The 324-nt window shown below is 39.2% G+C and carries 1 tRNA gene and 1 rRNA gene; both read right to left on the bottom strand.

Annotated features, from left to right (window positions below):
- Positions 1 to 112: 112 nt before the first annotated feature.
- Positions 113 to 185, bottom strand: a tRNA-Ala gene (locus FFM55_RS09750).
- Between the two features lie 71 nt (positions 186 to 256).
- Positions 257 to 324: ribosomal RNA gene (locus FFM55_RS09745) — 16S ribosomal RNA — on the bottom strand; the annotation flags it as partial.

The raw sequence follows: 324 nt of genomic DNA, 5'->3' as shown, positions 1-324 counted from the left end.
CGGTGTATTTTTTCGGCTCAATTTAATTGATATGATCAATATAAATGAATTTAAAAATTTACAATTATGATTCAGTTTTCAAAGAACTAATTAACAACCTGTAGGTTGTTAATGGAGAATATCGGGATCGAACCGATGACCTCCTGCTTGCAAAGCAGGCGCTCTCCCAGCTGAGCTAATTCCCCATGCTTGAATGTTAACCACTCAAAACTAAATATCGTTTCATATAGATGTGTAGGCTTCCGATTTTCCTTAGAAAGGAGGTGATCCAGCCGCAGGTTCTCCTACGGCTACCTTGTTACGACTTCACCCTAATCATCTGTC

Source organism: Weissella sagaensis, assembly GCF_005405285.1.
In the GTDB taxonomy this organism is placed as follows: Bacteria; Bacillota; Bacilli; order Lactobacillales; family Lactobacillaceae; genus Weissella; species Weissella sagaensis.
This window is presented reverse-complemented; position numbering and strand designations above follow the sequence as displayed.